This is a genomic window from Vreelandella titanicae BH1 (assembly GCF_000336575.1).
Taxonomy (GTDB): Bacteria; Pseudomonadota; Gammaproteobacteria; order Pseudomonadales; family Halomonadaceae; genus Vreelandella; species Vreelandella titanicae.
In genome coordinates, this window is record NZ_AOPO01000009.1 from 130138 (window position 1) to 151247 (window position 21110).

Sequence of the window (21110 nt, forward strand, 5' to 3'; positions counted from 1 at the left end):
GCTAACGGAACCGCGCATGGCTGATACCCGCCCCTGGGCGATTTTTTTAATGGGCCCCACGGCCGCTGGGAAAACCGATGCTGCGATGGCGCTACACGAGCACCTGGGGCATGAGCTGATTAGCGTTGACTCGGCCATGGTGTACCGCGGTATGGATATTGGCAGTGCCAAGCCCAGCGCGAGTGAGCTTGCCCGTGCGCCTCACCACTTGATTGATATTCGCGATCCAGCCGAGCCCTATTCGGCGGCCGATTTTCGTGTAGATGCGCTTTCTCTTATGCGACAAATCAGCGCGGCAGGCAAAGTCCCCCTGCTGGTCGGCGGTACTATGCTTTACTACAAGCGGCTGGTCGAAGGGGTGGCAAACTTGCCTTCTGCCGACCCGGCTATTCGCCAGCGGCTTGAAGCACAGTGGCAAAACGAAGGACTATTGTCGCTACATCAACGCCTGGCAGAGGTGGATGCGCTATCCGCCCAGCGCATTCACCCCAATGACCCGCAGCGCGTCATGCGCGCGCTGGAGGTGTACTACGCCAGTGGGCGGCCAATGAGTGAGCTGTGGGCGGAGCAACAGCCGGAAACCTTTCCCTGGCGCGTGTTGTCGATAGCTTTGGCGCCCAGTGATCGCAGCTTGCTGCATCAACGCATTGCCCAGCGTTTCGAAGTAATGTTGGGTGAGGGCTTGATAAATGAAGTCGCCGCCCTCAAAAAGCGTAATGACTTACATTTAGGCCTACCGGCGATGAAGAGTGTTGGTTATCGCCAAGTGTGGGAGTACCTGGAAGGTGAGTATGATTATGCCTCCCTCGTTGAGCGAGGCGTGATCGCAACTCGTCAGCTAGCCAAGCGACAATTAACCTGGTTAAGAAGCTGGCCAGAACTTAACTGGGTAGATTCACAGCGCTCAGATGCACTGGATCAGGTGTTGAAACTCGTGCGTGACAGCAGTGCTTAGCGTAAGATAGTTCGCTAAGCTGGTAATTTAGGTAGTGTGTTTTCGATTGGCTGGGTGTTTGAGCCTTTCGAATATCACTAGGCTCTTCGGGCATCATTCGGCCTTTCGGGCAGTAATAAAATAGTGCGGCGTAGCACCAGTAGGGCACGCCATTTGATAATTAACCCCAACGACAGTTTTAGGGAGAGCAACATGTCCAAAGGGCAGTCCCTTCAAGACCCGTACTTGAACATTCTGCGCAAGGAGCGCATTCCGGTCTCTATCTTTTTGGTCAACGGCATTAAGCTGCAGGGCCAGATAGAATCGTTTGACCAGTTTGTTATCCTGCTGCGCAATACCGTTAGTCAGATGGTTTATAAACACGCTATTTCCACGGTTGTTCCATCTCGCAACGTACGCTTGCCTGCGCAAGACCCGGCAGAGCAGGATGCGGAGATTTAACACCGCTGGAGAAGCAAGAGAGTCCACGAGGTATTGATTGTTTTTCGAACGCCCAGACGCCGGTGAAACGGCAGTTCTTGTTCACGTCGATTTTCATGATGAACAAAAACGTGAAGACCCGGGTGAGTTTTTAGAGCTCGTACGCTCTGCTGGTGCAGAGCCTGCGACTCTTCTCACTGCTAGCCGCCACCGACCTGACTCGCGCACCTTTATTGGGTCAGGTAAGTTGGAAGAGCTGCGGGCACTGCTCGCGGCTCATGAGGCAGAGCTGGTGATCTTCAACCATAGCTTAAGTCCCTCTCAAGAGCGCAATGTAGAGCAAGAGCTCAAGTGCCGAGTGCTCGACCGTACTGGTTTGATCCTCGATATCTTTGCGCAACGGGCAAGAACCCATGAAGGTAAGCTGCAGGTAGAGCTTGCTCAGCTTGAATATATGTCGACTCGCCTCGTGCGTGGTTGGACACACCTAGAGCGGCAAAAAGGTGGGATTGGCCTGCGCGGCCCAGGCGAGACGCAGTTAGAAACTGACCGTCGTCTGTTGCGTGGTCGGATCAAATCGATTCACAAACGGCTCGATAAAGTGCGCAGCCAGCGCGACCAGAATCGCCGAGCGCGTGCGCGCGCGGAAATTCATAGCGTATCGCTGGTGGGGTACACCAACGCCGGTAAGTCAACGCTATTTAACGCCTTAACCAATTCTGAGGTGTATGCAGCCGACCAGCTGTTTGCGACACTTGACCCTACTTTGCGGCGGCTTGAGATTGAAGACGTTGGTCCGGTAGTGATGGCCGATACCGTGGGCTTTATTCGCCACTTGCCGCACAAGTTGGTTGAGGCGTTTCAAGCGACGCTCCAGGAAGCCTCTGAAGCGTCGTTGTTGGTACACGTGATCGATGCCGCAGATCCTGACCGCGAGTTAAACGTGGAGCAGGTGGAGCTAGTGCTCAAAGAGATCGGCGCCGATGATGTGCCGGTACTCAAAGTCATGAATAAAATTGATAAGCTCGATAGTGCCCCACGTATAGAGCGTGATGGGCATGGTGTGCCCGAAGTGGTTTGGCTTTCGGCCCAGCAGGGCCAGGGGCTTGAACTGCTCCATGAAGCGCTGACCGAGCGCTTGGCAAATGATGTCATTGGCTTTTCGCTGACACTGACTCCCGAGCAGGGTAAGCTGCGGGCAGGGTTGCACGAGCTCAATGCCGTTCGCGAAGAAGCCTTTGATGAGCAGGGGCATTCAGTGCTTGATGTGCGTTTGCCGCGGCGTGACTTTAATCAGTTGATGGCCCAACTGGGCGAGCGAGCCAACACCTATTTACCTGAAGCGCTGCGTGAAACCAATGAGTGGTAAGCGACTTAATTACCCATCCTAGTACGCTGCATGTATGCAGTTTTGTATAAAAATGGTACAAGGTTTATAGAGCAATAATATCAAAACGCGGTGGTGCTGCCTAAGTGTGATGCCACTAGCGTTAGCGAATACCTTAGTGGAGACGAAGTATGGCCTGGAATGAGCCTGGTGGTGGCAACCAGCACGACCCTTGGAGTAGTGGCGGCCGACGCGGTGGAAACGACGGCGATGGAAACCGTGGCAGTAATAATGGCGGCGGCAACAACGGCAATAAAGGGGGTAACAACCAAGGTCCACCTGACCTGGATGAAGCGCTGAAAAAGTTTCAGGACAAGCTCAACAGCATGTTGGGTGGCGGCAAAAAAGGCGGCGGCAAGAAAACCGGGGGTGGCGGTAGTGATAAGAACCGCAACCCTTTCGCGCTGCCAGGCCTGCTGATTATTGTTGCGCTGGCTATTTGGGCTGCAATGGGCTTCTACCTCGTGGATCAATCCGAGCGCGGCGTTGTGCTGCGGTTTGGTGAGTTTCAGGGCATCGTAGATCCAGGCCTGCAGTGGAATCCGCCGCTGATTGACGATGTACGTATGGTCAATGTGACCCGTGTGCGCTCTCTGTCGCAGACCCAGTCGATGCTGACCCGCGACGAAAACATTGTCGAAGTGGAAATTTCTGCTCAGTACCAAGTAGCTAATCCACGCGATTTTGTGCTTAACGTACGCGATCCTGCTATCTCGATTGAGAATGCGCTGGATTCGGCACTACGTCACGTCGTCGGCGGTACCGATATGATCGATATCTTAACCTCTGGCCGTGAGATTCTGGGTAGCTCGGTTGCTAGTCGTCTACAGTCCTATCTCGACAACTACGGTGCCGGTATTCGCCTGCAAACCATTAACATCGAGTCCACTTCGGCGCCCGCGCCAGTGATTGACGCCTTCGATGACGTTATCCGGGCCCGTGAAGATCGTCAGCGTACGATCAACCAGGGTATTGCTTACGCCAACGCGATTATTCCGGAAGCGCAAGGTCAGGCGCAGCGTATTGTTGAGCAGGGGCAGGGTTACCGTGAGTCAGTAGTCGCTGAAGCGCAGGGTCAAGCCAACCGCTTTAACTCGCTACTCTCCGAGTACACAAATGCCCCGGATATCATGCGTGAACGTATGTACCTGGACACAATGGAAGAAGTGTTTAGTAATTCGCCGAAGGTGCTGTTGGATGTAAGCGAAAACGCGCCGCTGATGTATCTGCCCCTCGATCAGCTTAGTGGTGGAAGCAGTAATCGAAATAACTCTTCGAGCGGAAGCGCCAATAGCGATGAACAGCTAGACCCGAGTGTGCTTGAGCGGTTACGCAACACCCAGGGCAGTTCCAGCTCTTCATCGAATACCAATAGTAGCTCCATCCGCAGGGAGGGCCGGTAAATGATTAATAATCGATCCCTGCTGATTGTTGGTGGTCTGGCTGCCGTGGCGTGGCTGGCAAGCAACACTCTGTACGTGGTAGACGAAACCGAGCGTGCCGTTAAACTGCGCTTTGGTGAAGTCATTGAAGAGAATATTCAGCCTGGCTTGCATGCCAAAGTGCCGATCGCGCAAACGATTCGTAAGTTTGATACGCGCTTGTTGACGTTGGACACCGATACCAGCCGCTATCTGACCCTTGAGCAGAAAGCGGTTATCGTTGACTCCTATGTTAAGTGGCAGGTGGTTAATCCTACTCGCTACTACGAGGCGACTGCCGGCGATGAGTTGATGGCCATTCGCCTGATTCAGCCGCGGGTGGATGAGAGCCTGCGTAATGAATTTGGTCGCTTGAATCTTCAGGAAATTATCGCCGAGCGTCGTGATGACCTGATGACGGGCCCCACCGCAGAACTTGACGAGCTGATGCGTGAAGAGCTCGGGGTGGCAATTCGCGATATTCGTATCAAGCGCATCGATTTGCCCGAAGACGTATCAGCCGCTGTTTTTGAGCGGATGCGCTCCGAGCGTGAGCGTGAAGCTCGTGAATGGCGTGCTCAGGGTCAGGAAGAGGCTGAGCGTATTCGCGCCAATGCGGATCGTCGTCGCCAAGTACTGCTTGCCCAGGCCAATGAGCGCTCCGAGACGCTGCGCGGTGAAGGTGATGCCCAGGCCGCTGCGATTTTCTCTGAAGCGTATGGTCAGGATCAGGAGTTCTACTCTTTCTGGCGTAGCCTTAATGCCTATAGCGAAAGCTTTGCCGACGATGGCAATCTGATGGTGCTGGAGCCGAGTAGCGACTTCTTCCGCTATTTGCGCAGCGCTGAACCAGAAAGCGGTGAAGACAGCGGCGAGTAAACCGCCGTTGGCCGGTGCTCCTCGTCTTGGTTTGTTGATAGCCAAGCGGGGTTCACCCGGCCAATAAACGTGATAGAATTTGTTGACCGGGCGTCGCCCGGTTTTTTTGTGGCTCCTATTTCTTCAAGTTCAAGGCAATCGTCATGACCATCGCTGACCGCTGGCTACTGCCCGACGGCATGGATGAGGTGCTCCCGCCTCAGGCAAGCCGTATGGAAGAGCTGCGCCGCGCGCTGCTCGATCTTTACCACTGCTGGGGCTACGACCAAGTTATGCCGCCTCCAGTGGAGTTTCTGGATTCGCTGTTAACCGGCACCGGTACGGATCTGGATCTTCAGACCTTCAAACTGACTGATCAGTTGACCGGCCGTATGATGGGCGCCTCGGCGGACGTTACGCCGCAGGTTGCGCGTATGGATGCCCATTCGCTAAAGCGTCAGGGGCCGGTGCGCCTTTGCTACTGCACTAATGTACTGCGTGCTAAGGCAGACCAGCATCAGGGAGGGCGTAGCCCGGTACAGGTGGGTGCTGAGCTGTTTGGTCATGCCGGGCTAGAAGCGGACAGTGAGATAATTCACTTGGCGCTGGCCAGTATGAAGGCCGCGGGCGCTGAGGAGATTCACTTGGCGTTGGGGCATATCGGTATCTATCGAAGCCTTGCAGAAGCGGCAGCGCTCAGTGACGAGCAGGAGCGTGCGTTATTTGAGGCGTTAGCGCTAAAATCACCCAGTCAACTGGCGCAGCATGTAGATGCCAGCGTCAGCGACCCGGCCTTAGCGGACATGCTGTTAGCTCTGGGTGATCTGCACGGCGGTGCGGATGTTTTACGCCAGGCGCGGGAGCGTTTTGCCGGCGCGCCGGCCTCGGTCACGGCGGCACTGGATCAGTTGGATGCGCTCTATCAAGGGGTGCTGGCGCGCTTTGATGTGTCGCTCTACTTTGACTTGGCTGAACTGCGCGGCTATCAATACCACACGGGTATGATGTTTGCCGCTTATGTGCCGGGCTATGGACATGCGCTGGCTAAAGGCGGACGTTATGACGATACCGGGCGGGCCTTTGGTCGTGCGCGCCCGGCCACCGGCTTCTCGATGGATCTGAAACAGCTGGCGTCGCTGGCGCTGGCCTCCCCGAGTCGCGGGGCTATTTGGTCGCCCGCTGTGCAGGATGAGTCGCTCAACGCTGCCATTGTCGCGCTGCGTGAGCAGGGGGAACGCGTGATTCAAGCGCTGCCAGGGCAGCGTACTGGGCCGGCGGAACATGAGTGTGACCGCCGTCTTGAGCTTATCGATGGTCGTTGGCAGCCAACGGCCCTGACACAAGAGACGAGTGCATCATAATGGGTAAGAATGTCGTAGTGCTGGGCACCCAATGGGGTGACGAAGGCAAGGGTAAAATCGTTGACCTGCTGACTGAATCCGCATCCGCCGTGGTGCGTTTTCAAGGTGGCCATAACGCGGGTCATACGCTGGTCATCGACGGTGAAAAGACCGTTCTTCACCTGATTCCATCTGGCGTTTTGCGCCCAGGCAAAACCTGCGTGATTGGTAATGGTGTGGTGCTTTCGCCGGAAGCGCTGATCAAAGAGATCCGTGAGCTGGAAGCCAAAGGTGTGCCGGTACGTGAACGCCTGCGTCTGTCACCAGCTTGTCCGCTGATCCTGCCTTACCATGTGCGCCTGGATCAGGCCCGTGAAAAAGCCCGTGGCATTGCCAAAATTGGCACCACTGGCCGGGGCATTGGTCCTGCCTACGAAGACAAAGTCGCCCGTCGCGGCCTGCGCCTAGGCGATATGCTGCATCGCGAACGTTTCGCTTCCAAGTTGGGCGAAGTGCTCGACTACCACAACTTCGTGCTGGTGAATTACCACGGTGAACCGGCGGTCGACTTCCAGGAAGTGCTGGACACGGCGATGCAGATGGCCGAAGAGCTGCGTCCCATGGTGTGCGATACCGTCAGTATGGTGCACGACCTGCGAAAAGCCGGTGAGAATATCCTGTTTGAAGGTGCTCAGGGCTCGCTGTTGGATATCGACCACGGTACCTACCCCTATGTAACCAGCTCCAACACCACCGCAGGCGGCACGGCCACCGGCTCTGGCGTCGGCCCGCTCTATTTGGACTACGTGCTGGGTATCACCAAGGCGTATACCACCCGTGTTGGTTCAGGCCCGTTCCCCACTGAGCTGTTCGATGTCGATGGCCGCCACCTTGCCGAGCGTGGCCACGAGTTTGGTGCTACCACTGGCCGTGCCCGCCGCTGTGGCTGGTTTGACGCTGTGGCACTGCGTCACGCGGTGCAAATCAACTCGGTCACCGGTATCTGCCTGACCAAGCTGGACGTACTGGACGGGCTGGAAAATATCCGCGTGTGCGTTGGCTATCGCAGTAAAGATGGTGACGTGCTGGAAACGCCAGTGGATTCAGAAGGCTACGAAGCGGTCGAACCCCTCTACGAAGACCTGCCAGGCTGGAAAGAGTCGACCCTGGGCGCTAAGAAGGTAGAAGATTTACCTGCCAATGCCCGCGCTTATATCAGCTACCTTGAAGAGCAGGTAGGCACCAGTATCGATATTATTTCCACCGGTCCAGACCGCATGGAAACCATCGTGCTGCGTAACCCGTTCGATAGTTAAGCACGCTTTAAGCGGGCCATTAGTGAGCAAAAGGGGCAACTTAGTTGCCCCTTTTGCATTGATGGTCAGGATTAAAAGTCGATACCCCGGCGCGCCTGCAGGCCATTGTTGAAGGCATGACGCACTTCCTGCATCTCGGTCACCGTATCGGCCATGGCGACGAGTTCGCGGTGAGCGTTGCGGCCGGTAATAATCACTGTCTGTTCTTTAGGACGATTCTCCAGTGCTTGTTTAACGGCTTCGATCTCCAAGTAGCCAAACTTGAGCATATAGGTAATTTCGTCGAGCACCACCAGATAGGTCTCTGGATCTGCGAGCATACGCTCAGCCTCTTTCCACACTGCTTGGCAGGCGTCGGTGTCCGCTTGGCGATTTTGCGTATCCCAGGTGAAACCGGTAGCCATTATCGCCACCTCTAGATTGGCATCCTCCTCCAATCGATTGCGTTCGCCGCACTCCCACAACCCCTTGATAAACTGCACTACGCCCACTTTATATCCATAACCCAAAGCGCGGGTGACCGTGCCCCAGGCAGCGGTTGTTTTGCCTTTACCGTTACCGGTGTTAACGATGATTAGGCCGCGCTGCTCGTTAGCACTGGCGACTTTCTCCTCTACGCGCGTTTTAAGCTTCTCCATAGAGGCTTTGTGGCGGGTGTCGCGGTCACTCATGGTATCTCCTGATAAAGCGGAAAGCTGAAAAATAGCCAATATTCATAATCCGCTAGCCTAAGCTATCAGCACAGGGTTGAACATCTTTATGGAGGTACTTGAAGATAATTTTTGTACAGGTATTTTCGGTGTTTTGTGAATATTTGTCTCAATAATGCACCCTAAAATCCAACAAAAAAGAACAGGATTGGCCCCTAGGGGGCTGGCTGCTCTAGAATAGGTGGTCATGTCTTTTCAGGAATTACATCATGCCCTCATTTGATATTGTTTCAGAGTTCGATAAACACGAAGGCGCTAACGCCGTAGACCAAGCTAACCGGGAAGTGCAGTCACGGTTCGATTTTAAGGGGGTCGATGCCAGCTTCACCCTTGAAGGTGACAAAGTGCAGCTAGAGGCGGAAGTCGATTTCCAGCTCAAGCAGATGCTTGATGTGCTGCGAGCCCGTTTAATCGCCCGGGGTATCGATGCCCGCTGTATGGATGTTCAAGACCCGGTGCTCTCCGGCGTGAAAGCGCGTCAGGAAGTCGCTCTCAAGGAGGGGCTCGACGCGGCGGAAGCCAAAGATGTGGTCAAGCGCATCAAGGCCAGCAAGCTCAAAGTGCAGGCGCAAATTCAAGGTGAGAAAGTGCGTGTAACGGGTAAAAAGCGCGACGATTTACAAGCTGTTATGGCACTGTTGCGCGGCGAAGAGGGGCCGGATTTACCGCTCCAATTCGATAACTTCCGCGACTAGGTAGCGGTGTTAAGCTGTCGAACATTTTGAACTATGTAATATTCGTTTTATACAGGAGTCACGCACTATGTCTGATCCGCAGCCGGTTTATTTAAGCGACTACCAGCCACCCGCCTACCGGGTAACTCATACCGAGCTGACGTTTGATCTTGACCCCGCCGCGACCCGTGTGAAAGCGCGACTGTTGATTGAGCGACATCCAGAAGCTGACGCTAATGCACCGCTCGCCTTAAATGGCGAGCAGCTAAAGCTTATCTCTCTGGCGATTGATGCAACGCCGCTGGATGCCGCTGCTTATGAACTAGATGATGAAGTCCTGCGCATTGCTCAGGTGCCCGAGCGTTTTGTGTTGGAGAGCGAGGTGGAGATCGCCCCGCAGGAGAATACGGCGTTAGAGGGGCTGTACCAATCCAACGGTATGTACTGCACCCAGTGCGAGGCCGAAGGCTTCCGGCGGATTACCTTTTACCCTGACCGCCCAGACGTCATGGCGACCTTTAAGGTCACTGTGATCGGCGATCAGCAGCAAGAGCCGGTTTTGCTGGCTAACGGTAACCCGATTGAGCGCGGCGAGCTGAAGGGCGGTCGCCACTTTGTTACTTGGGAAGACCCGCACCCCAAGCCCTGTTACCTGTTTGCTTTGGTGGCAGGCAACCTGCATAGCGTAGAAGATCACTTCACCACCATGAGCGGAAGGGATGTCACGCTGCAGATTTGGGTAGAAAAAGAGAACCTGGATAAGACCGAGCATGCCATGGCCTCGTTAAAGCGTGCCATGGAGTGGGACGAGCAGGCGTATGGGCGCGAATACGACCTGGATCTGTTTATGATCGTGGCCGTCAATGATTTCAATATGGGGGCGATGGAGAACAAAGGCCTCAATATCTTTAACTCTGCCGCAGTCTTGACCCACCCCCAGACCGCCACCGATGCAGCGTTCCAAAACGTGGAAGGCATAGTCGCCCACGAATACTTTCACAACTGGTCGGGCAATCGCGTTACCTGCCGCGACTGGTTCCAGCTCTCGCTGAAAGAGGGCTTTACGGTCTTTCGTGACCAGTGCTTTTCAGCGGATACCAATTCAGCGCCGGTTAAGCGCATTCAGGATGTCTCCTTTTTCCGCACGGCCCAGTTTGCCGAAGATGCTGGCCCCACGGCGCATCCGATTCGTCCCGACCACTTTATCGAAATTACCAACTTCTACACCCTGACGATTTATGAGAAAGGGGCCGAAGTCGTACGCATGTTGCGTAATTTAGTAGGGGAGGAGAGCTTTCGTCGCGGTTCAGACCTTTACTTCGAGCGGTTCGACGGTCAAGCGGTGACCATTGAAGACTTTGTCGGCTGTATGGCTGAAGCCTCCGGTGAAGACTTCAGCCAGTTTATGCGCTGGTACTCCCAGGCGGGAACGCCGGATATTGATGCCCACGGTGAGTATGATTATGTTCAGGGCGAGTACCACTTGACGCTGCGTCAGCGTACGCCTGCAACACCTGGCCAGCCAGATAAGCTGCCGTTGCATATCCCGGTGCGTATGGGGCTGGTAGGTACCAAGTCGGGGCAGGATCTCACCCTGACGCTCAATGGCGAAAAGCTCGGCAAAGACGCGGTTATTCATCTACGTGACGATGAGCAAACGTTTGTATTCACCGATGTTGCCGAAGCGCCGGTGCCCTCTTTGCTACGCGAATTTTCCGCCCCGGTGAAGCTGCATTATCCCTATTCAAGGGAAGATCTCGCCTTCTTATTGACCCATGACAGCGATGGTTTCAACCGCTGGGATGCGGGTCAACGCCTAGCGCTTTTGGCCTTGGATGACTTGATTGCTGCCCATAGGAATGGCGTCGAAAAGGTCATGGATAGCCGCGTTGTCGATGCCTTTAGAGCGCTGCTGAGCGGGCCAATGAGCGATAAGGCGGTATTGGCAGAGATGCTGACGCTACCCTCTGAAGCATATATCGCCGAGCAGCAGCCCATTGTGGATGTAGATGCTATCCATGCCGCGCGGGAATTTGTTCGTCAGTCATTAGCCGTGGCTCTGCGGGATGAGTTTCTGGCTATCTATGAAGCCAATGTGACGGAAGAAGCGTACGCGCCGACACCGGAGCAAATAGCTCAGCGTAGCCTGAAAAACGTGGCGCTCTCTTATCTTATGTCGATTGAAGATGAGCAGGGCTTGGCACTGTGTGAAAGCCAGTTCGCTGCTGACCACAATATGACCGATGTGCGTCAGGCGCTCACCCTGCTGGTGCACAGCGACCGCGACGACCTGGCTTCGCCAGCACTCAAAGCCTTCGGTGAGAAGTGGGCGCATGACCCGTTGGTGATGGATCAGTGGTTCACCGTCCAGGTATCGCGCCCTCAGCCAGATGTGCTTGAGCGGGTGAAGTACCTGATGCAGCATCCCGCCTTTTCACTCAAGAATCCCAATCGAGTCCGTGCATTGGTCGGCGCCTTTGCTCAGAACCGGGTCAATTTCCACCGTTTGGATGGTCAAGGCTACCAACTACTGGCTGATGTGGTCATCGAGCTCAACCGGCTTAACCCGGAAATTGCCGCGCGGCTAATCACCCCGTTAACCCGCTGGCAGCGCTTTGATGAAACCCGCCAAGCACTAATGCGGTCTGAGCTTGAGCGGATCAAACAACAGCCGCTATCTTCAAATGTATACGAGGTGGTCGAGAAAGCACTGGCATAAGCGTTTAGCGCAGTAGTGAACAACCGCAGTTAAACCATGGAAAGGAATAACAATAGTGACAGACTCACAGCAACACTATTTACTGATTATCAATGGTAAATCCGCCGGTAACCCGGCATTGCGTGAAGCAGTCAATGAACAACGTCAGGCAGGGATGCTGATTACGGTTCGCGCTACCTGGGAAGGGGGCGACGCTGCGGATATTGCAGAGCAGTCTGACGCCATGGGCATTACCCACGTGATTGCCTGTGGTGGCGATGGCACCGTCAGTGAAGTCATGAACGGGCTGATGCGCTTGCCTCATGACCGGCGTCCTGCGCTGGGCATTGTGCCCCTAGGCAGTGCCAATGATTTTGCTACCTCCGTTGGTTTACCGCTGGAGCCAGGCGCCGCTTTGGCCGCTGCACGGGAGTTAAGCGCCTATCCCATTGATGTTGTGCGCGTGACCGCAGGTGCAGGTGGCGAATCGTCCACCAGCTACTATATCAACATGACCACCGGTGGGTTTGGCGCTGAAGTTACCTCGTCGACACCGAAAACGCTTAAGCGGCTGCTCGGGGGCGGGGCTTACTCAGTGATGGGCGCGCTGAAGGCTTGGCGCCACCGCAGCTATCGCGGCACGCTCCATTGGGACGAAAAAGAGGAGAGTGCGTCTTTGTTGCTACTGGCGCTAGGTAATGGCCGCCAGTCGGGCGGGGGACAGGTACTGGGGCCGCGTGCCAAGCTGGATGATGGCCGTCTGGACGTGCTGCTTGTCAAAGACTTTCGGTCGATAACGGAACTGACCAAACTCATTAGCGAGCTGCAGAGTTTCCCCTATGACGGGCGATTCGTGCGCTACTTCACCACGACCCAACTAACCGTGACCACCCAGGCAAATGGTTCGCCCTGGCCACTCACGTTAGACGGCGAAGCGCGCTACTATGACCAGTTCTGCGCGGAAGTAGTGCCCCTTGCTCTGCGTGTGTTACTGCCTGAGGAGTGCCCGTTGCTCTCCTCGACCAGCCGGCCTTAGTTCTTTTGGCTCACATTGTTAACGTTATAAAGGAGAAGAATTAAATGGCAAATCGCGTGTGGATACCCGCGCTCGCCGCCGTGGCACTTTTGCTGAGTGCCTGCGGTGACTCCCAGGAAGATCCCACCGTGACACCCGATGATAATGCTGCGGTGACGGATGAAGAAACAGCTCGTGATGAGGGGGCGGGCGAAGAAGCGTCGGTCACGGCTGAAAACGCGACTGAGATGTCCAGTCCTGAAGAAGTAGAGGATGATATTGAGGAGCGCCAAGCTGCTGAGGAGCTTGAGCGAGCGGAAGCGCTGCGCGAGGATAGCGACACTCAGGCTAGTGATCCCCAGTCCAGCGGTACTCAGTCCAGTGGCAGTGCGACGGCTGGCGGTGAAGAGGTTGAGGCTGGTGAAGACACCTTGGCGGCGGATCCTGAAGAGGTGCTTGATGAAGAGAGCGCTATGCCGGGTGAAGCTACACGTTCCGATGTAGATGACATCATTGCCGAAACTGAACGCCGTTTTGAAGAGGCCGAGCAGCGTTTGGAGGAGCAGTTTCAGGAGGTAGAGCAGCAGGCGCCAACCTTGGAGCCGATGGAGAACGAGGATGTACCGCCTAGCTGGGACACCGAAAGCAGTCTGCCCGAGCGCACACCCTTGCAGGATGACAGTGATGTAACCGATGTTGACGCCTTGATTGAAGACACCGAACGTCGCTTTGAAGAAGCGCAGCAGCGGCTTGAGGAACAATTCCAAGAGTTGGAGAATCGTGAGGCGGAGAGTGGTGCTGTGGTCGAGCCGTCAGGCGAGCTTGATAGCAATGACTTTGACAGCAATGACTCCGATAGCGGTGATTCTGATAATCGTGATGTCGATAGCGCTGAAGATAGCCAGGAAACCGGTGCTAATGGAGAGTCGCGGAGTGAGAGAGGATCGCTTGAGTGATTCTCTTTAGCCAATAGTCAGGCAATAAAAAAGGCCCGCGTTTGCGGGCCTTTGTCCATCCGTTAGCAATTAAGCTGGGCGGATGTTGGAAGCCTGAAGGCCTTTTTTACCCTGAGTCACTTCAAAGCTGACTTTTTGACCGTCTTGCAGGGTCTTGAAGCCTTCAGCTTGAATTTCGGAGAAGTGGGCGAACAGATCGTCTCCGCCGTCATCAGGAGAGATGAAGCCGAAGCCTTTAGTGTCGTTGAACCACTTAACAGTGCCAGTTGCCATTTTCTATTTCCTTAACGTGCTTAGTAATCACGGGCAACTCTATTGTCCACCCGCTACAATTACTCTAGATGTAAACACGGCTGTCGTCCAGCGACATTCCTAAGATTTTTTATTTGGTTGCGAGCAAGCACAAATGATGCAGTTAGGTTTTATTGATGCGCAGTTTATTTCCTTTTTGGTAGCGATCACGTTGCTGACGATAAGCCCCGGTGTCGATACGCTGCTAGTGATACGTAACACGGCACGCGGAGGCATCCGTGATGGTATCACCACGAGTTTGGCTATCTGCTGCGGTCTGTTTGTACATGCCACGATTTCTGCATTGGGTATTTCGCTTATCCTGCTGCAATCGGCCTGGGCGTTTCATATGCTGAAACTGGTGGGGGCGGGCTATCTAATATGGCTGGGCATTACCAGCTTATTAGCGGCGCGGAAAGGCCAGCCACTGCCGGTTAATGGAATGTTAGAAGGCGTGCCTGCCGTTTCGCGCTGGCAGCCGGTCAAAGAGGGTTTTTTGTCCAATGTGTTGAATCCCAAAACCGTAGTGTTCTACATGGCTTTTTTGCCTCAGTTCATTGCTCCTGGGGATCCTGCGCTACTGAAGTCGCTATGGCTGGCAGGGGTGCACTTTATCATCGCCAATATTTGGCAAATCAGCGTGGTCATGATGGTGGGAAGCGCCGGCAAATGGTTGGCTAACGCACGTTTTGCGCAAGCGCTTAATGCCGTGACGGGCAGTGTATTGGTGGTGTTTGGTATTCGGCTGGCATTAACACAGCGCCCGGTATAAACCGGACGCTGGTAATGTGGTAGGTAGAGAAGGGCTTAGCGGCGGGCCAGCAGGGCTCGGTCGTAGCGTACCTGCTGCTCGTTATCGCTAAGCAGTGAAACGCCTTCGCTACTGCCACCGTTAGCGAGGCTTTCAAAAATCACCCGATAGCTAAGCACCGCCTGCACGTAGTCGCGGGTTTCGCGGAAGGGGATGCTCTCTACAAAGAGATCAAAGGCCTCTACGCCATCGCCCAGCCACTGATCGACGCGGCCAGGGCCCGCATTATAAGCCGCTGCGGCGGCCAGTCGATTGCCCTGGTAGCGTTGCAGCTTGTCGCGCAGGTAGGTGCTGCCCAGGCGAATATTAAGCTCTGGGTCGAGAACGCCGTAGGGGCCAGGATCGCTAATGCCCAATTCGCGACTGACTTGGCTGGCGGTACCGGGCATTAGCTGCATTAATCCACGCGCCCCTGCGGGTGAAAGGGCGTTAGGGTTGTAAGCGCTTTCACGCCGGGTAATGGCCATCAATAGGTATGGATCCACGCCGGTGAGACGGCCCCAATGTTGAAAGCTGTCGTGGTAGGCCTGGGGGAAGCGCCAATCCAAGGCGTCCCACATTTCAGCGGCAATGGTGGTTTGCACCAGGCGCGCATGCCACTGCTGTTGAGCGGCATAGTCGGCTAGCGCTCGTGCCTGTTGCGGCGAACCGCTCTGCACCGCGTGCAGCCACTCACTGTTGGCGAGACCATCCTCACCAATGCGTAGCAAGGCCTCGGTGCGCTGAACGGCGGGTAGTTGGGCAATACGTTGACGCGACGCTTCGTCAAAATGATTGCGTTCAAGATTCAATTGATAGGGTTGGCCGAGCTTTTCTGCTGCTGCAAAGCCGTAAAAACTGCGATCCTGCGCAGCCTGTTGGTAGCGTGCTTCGGCGGCCTCCTGATTGCCAAGCTGCTCATTGGCGCGGCCCAGCCAATACTGCCAACGACTATTCTCCTGCTGGATAGCGGGCATTTCGGCAATCCAGTAGAGCACTCCGTTCCAGTCCCTGCTAGCCAGGGCATGGCGGACACGCAGCTCTAATACGCGCTCGCTCTCCAGGCTCGGTAGCACGCTGTCAACCCAGCTTAGCGTGCCCGGTACATTGCGCACCAGGGCGTAAAAAGCCAGTTCTTCTTCAATAGCTTGACGGTCACTGGGCAGCAGGTTTAAACGCGACGAGAGCGTCTGCCAGGCGGCAAAGGCTGCAGGCGTATCTTCACGGGTGTAGCGCTGCATGGCGGCCCGGTAGAAGCTTGCCGTGGCGGCACACTCGGGGCCTAGGCAGCTGGGCGCCTGGGTAATGGCGCTGCTGCGTGCTGTGACACTATCCACCGTCTCTAGAGCGGTTTGCCACTGACCGCTTAATAGCCCACCAAGATAGCTCGATAGGCGCGCTTCTCTCGCCTGCCAGGCGAGCATTTTACGCTCCCAAATAGCTGTGGCATCAATAGTGCCATTGGCCCGCAGGCGTGCAAATAGCGGGTCGCAAGCATTAGGCTGCGAGCTGCCTACGCGCCATAAAGCCAACCCCGCTTCGCTCGCCTGCTGAGGCTGCTCATCTAGCAGCGCCGTGTAGTAGTAGCACTGGCGAACCGTGCCCGCAGGCTCGCCATCGGCCACTGCGAGCAGGTCGCTATAGCGGCCCGCATGGCCATACTTTGCGATCGCTTGACCACGCAGCCACCCTGCTAGAGGAGAGTCTGCGTGCTGGTCGATAAATTGATGCACCCTTTCAGGAGCCACGTTAGGCAATTGCCCCCTTAAGCGGTGGTACTCCACATAGCCACGCAGCGGGTGGTCTTCAATTGAGCGCTCATCGACCCGTGCCCACTGCTGCTCGCGGGCAGCAGCGAGGGCATCGCGTAACTCACTATCGGATGCGGCCCACGAAAGTGCAGGTAATCCCGCCAGTAGTGCTGTACACAGCACGCGGGCGGTATGGCGAAATGGCGAAACCAACATGGTGCTCTCTCTCTGTAAATCGGTGTCACTTAATCGGGGCTCGGGAGCAGCCCACGCAGTTTGCGGTGCAACCGCTATACTGAACGAATATTAGCCGTCATGATCTGACAGCCCAGATACTAAAAGGATTTAATTACCTATGGCCCCATTATCCACTTGGTCGTTGCTGCGTCGACTCAAATCACGCGTTTGGGCGACAAAACGTATAGTGCGCGCATTAAAACTGTTTATCCCCATGACGCGAGACGTCATGCGTGGCGATTTTCGGCCTATTCCCTGGTCGGCATTCGGCATGATGGCATTAGCGCTGGGTTATTTGGTACTGCCGTTCGATCTGATACCCGATTTTCTGATGCTAATCGGCGTGGTGGATGACGTGCTGATTGTCGGCTGGTTGCTCAATCGTATCGATCAGCGCCTGGAAGGCTATCGAGCCTGGAAATATACCGATCCCGATATGACGCCTTCTTGACCCCAGCGGCTTGCTACCCCCAGTGGCTTCTTGATCAAGGCTGCTTGAAAAATCGCTGCCTATCCCCATATCTACTCCACGAAACCATTTTATCCCATTGCATGTACACGCAGAGGGATGCGACTCAACGTGATTGATAAGGGCTAAGCGCATGACTACAGCTACCCACGAACAAGCGACTGATAAATCGGCTAACCACGAAGAAACGCTAGGCTTTCAAACGGAAGTTAAGCAACTGCTGAATTTGATGATTCACTCCCTGTACTCTAACCGGGAGATTTTCTTACGCGAGCTTATCTCAAACGCCGCCGACGCCTGCGATAAGCTACGTTACGCGGCTCTCGATAACGATGCGCTCTACGAAGGCGACAGCGAACTACGCATTGAAATCGAACACGACCGCGATGCCAACACTATCACCCTACGTGATATGGCGTTGGCATGAACCGGGAAGACGTGATCGCCAACTTGGGTACCATTGCGCGTTCCGGTACCGCTGAGTTTCTCAAGCAGCTCTCTGGTGAGCAGCAGAAAGACGCCAAGCTAATCGGTCAGTTCGGCGTTGGTTTCTACTCGGGTTTTATCGTCGCTGATGAAATTTCGGTGCGCACCCGCAAGGCGGGTACAGACGCTTCAGAAGGCGTTGAGTGGCGCTCGAAAGGGGAAGGTGAATTTACCGTTGCCGATATTGAGCGTGCTCAGCACGGCACAGAAATCACTCTGCATCTGAAAGAGGACGCCAAAGAGTTTGCTGACGACTATCGGCTGCAGGGCTTGGTTCGTAAGTACTCGGATCATATCGAAGTCCCCGTGCGCATGCCGAAAACAGAAACGGCGAAGGACGACGAGGGCAATCCTATCGAGGGTAGTGAAGTGACTACCTGGGAAACCGTTAACGAGGCGACGGCGCTGTGGTCGCGTCCCAAGAGCGAGGTTTCCGACGATGAGTACAAGGCGTTCTACAAGCACGTTGCCCACGATTTCTCTGACCCGCTGACCTGGAGCCACAACAAGGTCGAAGGCAAGCTCGAATACACCAGCCTGCTCTATGTACCGGGTCGGGCACCTTTTGACCTGTTTGAGCGCGACGGTGCCCGGGGCGTTAAGCTCTACGTTCAGCGTGTCTTTATTATGGACGATGCCGAACAGTTCCTGCCGCTCTACCTGCGCTTTATCAAAGGCGTACTGGATACCCGCGAACTGTCGCTAAACGTATCCCGTGAGCTGCTCCAACAGGATCCCAATGTTGATAAGATCAAATCGGCGCTTACTAAGCGCGGTTTGGATATGTTGAAGAAGCTGGCCAAAGATAAAGAGCAGTACCAGACGTTCTGGAATACCTTTGGTAGCGTGTTGAAAGAAGGGCCGGGCGAAGACCCCTCTAATCGGGAAAAAATTGCTGGTCTGCTGCGCTTTGCCTCAACCCATACCGATACGGCTGCCCAGGAGCACGGGCTGGCAGACTATGTCGAGCGCATGAAAGAGGGGCAGCAGAAGATTTATTACGTCGTAGCTGATAGCTTCAATGCGGCGAAAAACAGCCCTCACCTGGAGATCTTCCGCAAAAAAGGCATCGAAGTTCTGCTGTTGTCTGACCGTATCGATGACTGGTTGATGAGCCATCTGACTGAATTCGACGGTAAAACCTTTGCTGATGTGGCCAAGGGCGAGCTTGATCTTGGCGATGTGGAAGACGAAGCAGAGAAAAAAGCTCAGGAGGAGACCGCTAAAGCCAAAGAGGAACTGGTGAAGCGCGTAAAAGAAGCGCTGGGCGATGGTGTTCAAGAGGTAAAAGTGACTCACCGCCTTACCGATTCACCGGCCTGCGTCGTGCTACCCGAGCATGAAATGGGCTACCAGATGCGCCGCATTATGGAAGCCGCCGGTCAGCCGCTGCCCGAGGTGAAGCCGATTCTTGAGCTTAACCCTAGCCACGCGCTGGTAGCGCGTTTGGAAGGGGCTGAAGGCGATCAATTTGGACAGTTAGCCCACATCCTGCTCGATCAGGCAATTATTGCAGAGGGCGGCCATCTGGATGACCCGGCTGCCTACGTGAAACGTCTGAATAGCGTCTTGACGGCTTAATGAGCCAATAACGTCAGACATGCGGCCCGCTTGGATTTCCAAGCGGGCCGCATCTGTTAGTGAAGATGCTATGGGTGAAGATGCTAAAGTACCCAGTAAATGTAAGAGACTAACGATCAGGATATCGTCATGGCTGAGCAGCAAACCAATGTCCCAGTGACAACCAACGTAGCGGTGCTGGGAGGCGGTAGTTTTGGTACGGCGCTAGCGAGCATTGCCGCCGATAATGGTGCCCGCGTTCGTCAGTGGATGCGTGACGAAACGCTGGTCACACAAATCAACCAAGAGCACCGTAACGGTCGTTATCTGCCCCACTATGCAATGAATCCGGCAGTGAAAGCCTCAACCGACCTCCAAGCCGTGCTGGCCGATGCGGAGCTTGTACTCATCGCTATTCCTTCAAAGGCCTTTCGCAGCGTTGTGCAGGCGGCGAAAGCGTGGTTGAGACCCGAGCAGATACTGGTCAGTACCACTAAGGGGATCGAGCAGAAGGGCTTTCTGCTGATGAGCCAAGTACTCGAGCAGGAAACGGGTTTTAGTCACATTGGCGTGATTGCGGGCCCAAATCTGGCCTCTGAAATTGCCGATAAGCAGTTAACTGCTACCGTGATTGCCAGCGCTGACCCGCTTACCCGCACCCGCGTACAGCAAGTATTGGGTTGCCGTTACTTTCGTGTGTACGCTAGCGATGACCGTCATGGTGTTGAACTGGGTGGTGCACTGAAAAATATTTATGCGATTGCCGCCGGTATGGCGGCGGCGCTGGGCATGGGCGAAAACACCCGCAGTATGCTGATGACTCGCGCCTTAGCCGAAATGAGCCGCTTTGCCGTTGCCCAGGGGGCTAACCCAATGACCTTTTTAGGACTGGCGGGGGTGGGGGATTTGATCGTTACCTGCTCGTCTAACCTGTCGCGTAATTATCGTGTTGGCTACGCCATGGGCGAAGGGCGTACGTTGGAAGAGGCGGTTGATGCCCTTGGCCAGGTCGCAGAAGGGGTAAACACCGTTAAACTGGTATGCGCTAAAGCGAGTGAAATGGGTGTTTATATGCCGTTGGCGGAAGGTCTCAATCATGTGCTGTTTGACGGCGTGCCCGCCCAGGAGATGGCGCGCACCCTTATGATGGGTGAGCAGAGTAGCGATGTAGAGTTTATTCTGCCCCGTGAAGCCGTACAGCAGGCCCATCGAGACCAAGCTCCTCACAACCACGCTGCTAAGAACCAGGTTTCTAAGAACCAGGTTTCTAAGGACAAGGGAGACAGGAATGCCTGATGTGTTGATTATGCGCCACGCTGAGGCCGCACCGGGGTATCCCGACCAAGCGCGTCGATTAACGCCTCATGGTGAGCAGGAGGTCAAAAAAATGGCCCGTTGGCTGACTGAGCGCGTGGCTGATGGGGAGCTGTTTATGCCGCAAATTTATGCCAGCCCCTATTCTCGCGCGCAGCAAACCGCGCAAACGCTATGTGATGCGCTGGGAGCCTCGCTGGAAACGCTGGATTTTATCACTCCGGATGACTCGCCCCATGCAGTAAGCGACTGGTTGCTTGAACAGCCTGAAGGTGCGCCGATCATGCTGGTCAGCCATATGCCGCTGGTAGGCGAACTGGCGGGGTTGTTAGTAGAGGGCAGCCCTGCTCAGGGGCTTGGCTTCCCTACCGCCGCCATCGCCGAGTTTGAAGCCGATGTGTGGGCCGCTGGGTGCGCGCAGTTGAAGCGATTTACCCAACCCAGCCAGTTGGCCTAGTTCAA

18 protein-coding genes and 1 pseudogene are annotated in these 21110 nt (G+C 55.2%); 16 read left to right on the top strand and 3 right to left on the bottom strand.

The features are described 5' to 3' along the window. Positions 1 to 16 precede the first annotated feature (16 nt). The 7 genes from miaA to HALTITAN_RS16270 all read left to right on the top strand — a co-directional run bounded on the left by miaA (position 17) and on the right by HALTITAN_RS16270 (position 7697). Complete coding sequence (gene miaA / locus HALTITAN_RS16240; protein WP_009287758.1) at positions 17 to 955, top strand: tRNA (adenosine(37)-N6)-dimethylallyltransferase MiaA; 939 nt, start codon at positions 17 to 19, stop codon at positions 953 to 955. 192 nt (positions 956 to 1147) lie between these two features. Continuing rightward, on the top strand, positions 1148 to 1396 hold the full coding sequence (gene hfq, locus HALTITAN_RS16245; protein ID WP_007114649.1) for an RNA chaperone Hfq: 249 nt from the start codon (positions 1148 to 1150) through the stop codon (positions 1394 to 1396). A gap of 37 nt (positions 1397 to 1433) precedes the next feature. After that, positions 1434 to 2744, top strand: coding sequence for a ribosome rescue GTPase HflX (gene hflX, locus HALTITAN_RS16250; RefSeq protein WP_009287759.1), 1311 nt, complete (start codon positions 1434 to 1436; stop codon positions 2742 to 2744). A gap of 149 nt (positions 2745 to 2893) precedes the next feature. Continuing rightward, positions 2894 to 4165 carry an FtsH protease activity modulator HflK gene (gene hflK, locus HALTITAN_RS16255; RefSeq protein ID WP_027959067.1) on the top strand — a complete coding sequence of 424 codons (1272 nt, stop codon included), beginning with the start codon at positions 2894 to 2896 and terminating at the stop codon, positions 4163 to 4165. Further along, a complete protein-coding gene (gene hflC, locus HALTITAN_RS16260; RefSeq protein ID WP_009287760.1) occupies positions 4166 to 5062 on the top strand; it encodes a protease modulator HflC in 897 nt (298 codons plus the stop codon). Positions 5063 to 5205: 143 nt separating this feature from the next. Beyond that, a complete protein-coding gene (locus HALTITAN_RS16265) occupies positions 5206 to 6402 on the top strand; it encodes an ATP phosphoribosyltransferase regulatory subunit (protein WP_022523962.1) in 1197 nt (398 codons plus the stop codon). Beyond that, positions 6402 to 7697, top strand: a complete 1296-nt coding sequence (locus tag HALTITAN_RS16270; RefSeq protein WP_022523961.1) for an adenylosuccinate synthase — start codon at positions 6402 to 6404, stop codon at positions 7695 to 7697. The genes HALTITAN_RS16265 and HALTITAN_RS16270 overlap by 1 nt, the downstream gene beginning before the upstream one ends. A 71-nt stretch (positions 7698 to 7768) precedes the next feature. Here HALTITAN_RS16270 and cobO read toward each other — a convergent pair whose 3' ends face one another. Continuing rightward, entirely contained in the window at positions 7769 to 8368 is a 600-nt protein-coding gene (gene cobO / locus HALTITAN_RS16275; protein WP_027959068.1) for a cob(I)yrinic acid a,c-diamide adenosyltransferase, read from the bottom strand. Positions 8369 to 8616: 248 nt separating this feature from the next. Between cobO and HALTITAN_RS16280 the strand changes: the two genes are divergently transcribed. The 4 genes from HALTITAN_RS16280 (at position 8617) to HALTITAN_RS16295 (ending at position 13750) form a co-directional block, all read left to right on the top strand. After that, on the top strand, positions 8617 to 9102 hold the full coding sequence (locus HALTITAN_RS16280; RefSeq protein WP_007114656.1) for a YajQ family cyclic di-GMP-binding protein: 486 nt from the start codon (positions 8617 to 8619) through the stop codon (positions 9100 to 9102). 67 nt (positions 9103 to 9169) lie between these two features. Further along, the gene (pepN, locus tag HALTITAN_RS16285) at positions 9170 to 11800 is read left to right on the top strand and encodes an aminopeptidase N (protein WP_009287762.1); all 2631 of its coding nucleotides are present in this window, start codon (positions 9170 to 9172) and stop codon (positions 11798 to 11800) included. Between the two features lie 55 nt (positions 11801 to 11855). Next, entirely contained in the window at positions 11856 to 12815 is a 960-nt protein-coding gene (gene yegS / locus HALTITAN_RS16290; RefSeq protein WP_009287763.1) for a lipid kinase YegS, read from the top strand. 44 nt (positions 12816 to 12859) lie between these two features. Continuing rightward, positions 12860 to 13750: a hypothetical protein gene (locus HALTITAN_RS16295; protein WP_051052089.1), complete on the top strand. Its 891-nt coding sequence runs from the start codon at positions 12860 to 12862 to the stop codon at positions 13748 to 13750. Between the two features lie 69 nt (positions 13751 to 13819). On the opposite strand, the gene HALTITAN_RS16300 is transcribed toward HALTITAN_RS16295, so the two are convergent. Further along, positions 13820 to 14023, bottom strand: a complete 204-nt coding sequence (locus HALTITAN_RS16300; RefSeq protein ID WP_007114660.1) for a cold-shock protein — start codon at positions 14021 to 14023, stop codon at positions 13820 to 13822. A 133-nt stretch (positions 14024 to 14156) separates the two neighbouring features. Between HALTITAN_RS16300 and HALTITAN_RS16305 the strand changes: the two genes are divergently transcribed. After that, positions 14157 to 14813 (top strand): LysE family translocator, encoded by a 657-nt coding sequence (locus HALTITAN_RS16305; RefSeq protein WP_009287764.1) that lies wholly within the window; start codon positions 14157 to 14159, stop codon positions 14811 to 14813. 35 nt (positions 14814 to 14848) lie between these two features. Here HALTITAN_RS16305 and HALTITAN_RS16310 read toward each other — a convergent pair whose 3' ends face one another. Further along, positions 14849 to 16798, bottom strand: a complete 1950-nt coding sequence (locus HALTITAN_RS16310) for a transglycosylase SLT domain-containing protein (protein WP_009287765.1) — start codon at positions 16796 to 16798, stop codon at positions 14849 to 14851. 139 nt (positions 16799 to 16937) lie between these two features. On the opposite strand from HALTITAN_RS16310, the gene HALTITAN_RS16315 reads away from it, so the two are divergent. The 4 genes and pseudogenes from HALTITAN_RS16315 (at position 16938) to sixA (ending at position 21105) form a co-directional block, all read left to right on the top strand. Continuing rightward, positions 16938 to 17270, top strand: coding sequence for a YkvA family protein (locus HALTITAN_RS16315; RefSeq protein ID WP_022523954.1), 333 nt, complete (start codon positions 16938 to 16940; stop codon positions 17268 to 17270). A gap of 151 nt (positions 17271 to 17421) precedes the next feature. Further along, a pseudogene (htpG, locus tag HALTITAN_RS16320) lies at positions 17422 to 19355 on the top strand (molecular chaperone HtpG). Between the two features lie 129 nt (positions 19356 to 19484). Next, positions 19485 to 20630, top strand: a complete 1146-nt coding sequence (locus tag HALTITAN_RS16325) for an NAD(P)H-dependent glycerol-3-phosphate dehydrogenase (protein WP_051052091.1) — start codon at positions 19485 to 19487, stop codon at positions 20628 to 20630. Continuing rightward, on the top strand, positions 20623 to 21105 hold the full coding sequence (gene sixA, locus HALTITAN_RS16330) for a phosphohistidine phosphatase SixA (protein ID WP_027959073.1): 483 nt from the start codon (positions 20623 to 20625) through the stop codon (positions 21103 to 21105). Before HALTITAN_RS16325 ends, sixA begins: the two co-directional genes overlap by 8 nt. The last annotated feature ends 5 nt before the right edge of the window (positions 21106 to 21110 follow it).

Bases quoted from the DNA above. Each gene is read 5' to 3' on its own strand.
- miaA (WP_009287758.1), top strand. From the start codon at position 17: ATGGCTGATACCCGCCCCTGGGCGATTTTTTTAATGGGCCCCACGGCC.
- hfq (WP_007114649.1), top strand. From the start codon at position 1,148: ATGTCCAAAGGGCAGTCCCTTCAAGACCCGTACTTGAACATTCTGCGC.
- hflK (WP_027959067.1), top strand. From the start codon at position 2,894: ATGGCCTGGAATGAGCCTGGTGGTGGCAACCAGCACGACCCTTGGAGT.
- hflC (WP_009287760.1), top strand. From the start codon at position 4,166: ATGATTAATAATCGATCCCTGCTGATTGTTGGTGGTCTGGCTGCCGTG.
- HALTITAN_RS16265 (WP_022523962.1), top strand. From the start codon at position 5,206: ATGACCATCGCTGACCGCTGGCTACTGCCCGACGGCATGGATGAGGTG.
- HALTITAN_RS16270 (WP_022523961.1), top strand. From the start codon at position 6,402: ATGGGTAAGAATGTCGTAGTGCTGGGCACCCAATGGGGTGACGAAGGC.
- cobO (WP_027959068.1), bottom strand. From the start codon at position 8,368: ATGAGTGACCGCGACACCCGCCACAAAGCCTCTATGGAGAAGCTTAAA.
- HALTITAN_RS16280 (WP_007114656.1), top strand. From the start codon at position 8,617: ATGCCCTCATTTGATATTGTTTCAGAGTTCGATAAACACGAAGGCGCT.
- pepN (WP_009287762.1), top strand. From the start codon at position 9,170: ATGTCTGATCCGCAGCCGGTTTATTTAAGCGACTACCAGCCACCCGCC.
- HALTITAN_RS16295 (WP_051052089.1), top strand. From the start codon at position 12,860: ATGGCAAATCGCGTGTGGATACCCGCGCTCGCCGCCGTGGCACTTTTG.
- HALTITAN_RS16300 (WP_007114660.1), bottom strand. From the start codon at position 14,023: ATGGCAACTGGCACTGTTAAGTGGTTCAACGACACTAAAGGCTTCGGC.
- HALTITAN_RS16305 (WP_009287764.1), top strand. From the start codon at position 14,157: ATGATGCAGTTAGGTTTTATTGATGCGCAGTTTATTTCCTTTTTGGTA.
- HALTITAN_RS16310 (WP_009287765.1), bottom strand. From the start codon at position 16,798: ATGTTGGTTTCGCCATTTCGCCATACCGCCCGCGTGCTGTGTACAGCA.
- HALTITAN_RS16315 (WP_022523954.1), top strand. From the start codon at position 16,938: ATGGCCCCATTATCCACTTGGTCGTTGCTGCGTCGACTCAAATCACGC.
- HALTITAN_RS16325 (WP_051052091.1), top strand. From the start codon at position 19,485: ATGGCTGAGCAGCAAACCAATGTCCCAGTGACAACCAACGTAGCGGTG.
- sixA (WP_027959073.1), top strand. From the start codon at position 20,623: ATGCCTGATGTGTTGATTATGCGCCACGCTGAGGCCGCACCGGGGTAT.